Origin of the sequence: Paraburkholderia sp. SIMBA_027 (assembly GCF_046535315.1) — a bacterium.
Lineage (GTDB): Bacteria > Pseudomonadota > Gammaproteobacteria > Burkholderiales > Burkholderiaceae > Paraburkholderia > Paraburkholderia tropica.
On the sequence record NZ_JAWRWY010001337.1, the window covers coordinates 1 to 246 of the forward strand.

Here is a 246-nt window from a genome sequence, read left to right on the forward strand (position 1 = left end):
TGACAAACAGCCATAGATTCGGAAAGCTCTCGGAGGCCCAGGATTTTCCGAGGTTCACCAGCAGCGCGCCATACACCGCGCCCACGAGCGACATCCGTCCACCGATTGCCGCATAGATCACCATCTCGATCGACGGTACGATCCCTACAAATGACGGCGACATGAACCCTACCTGGAGGGTGAACATTGCGCCGCCGACTGCGGCAAGCAACGCGGCCACGCAGAACGCGAACACCTTGAACATCG

General features: G+C 58.9%; 1 protein-coding gene. It reads right to left on the reverse strand.

Features of this window, described 5'->3' with window-relative positions; all coding sequences use genetic code 11:
- On the reverse strand, positions 1-246 hold a 246-nt coding region (locus SB764_RS43515), incomplete at both ends, for an ABC transporter permease subunit (RefSeq protein ID WP_410867242.1).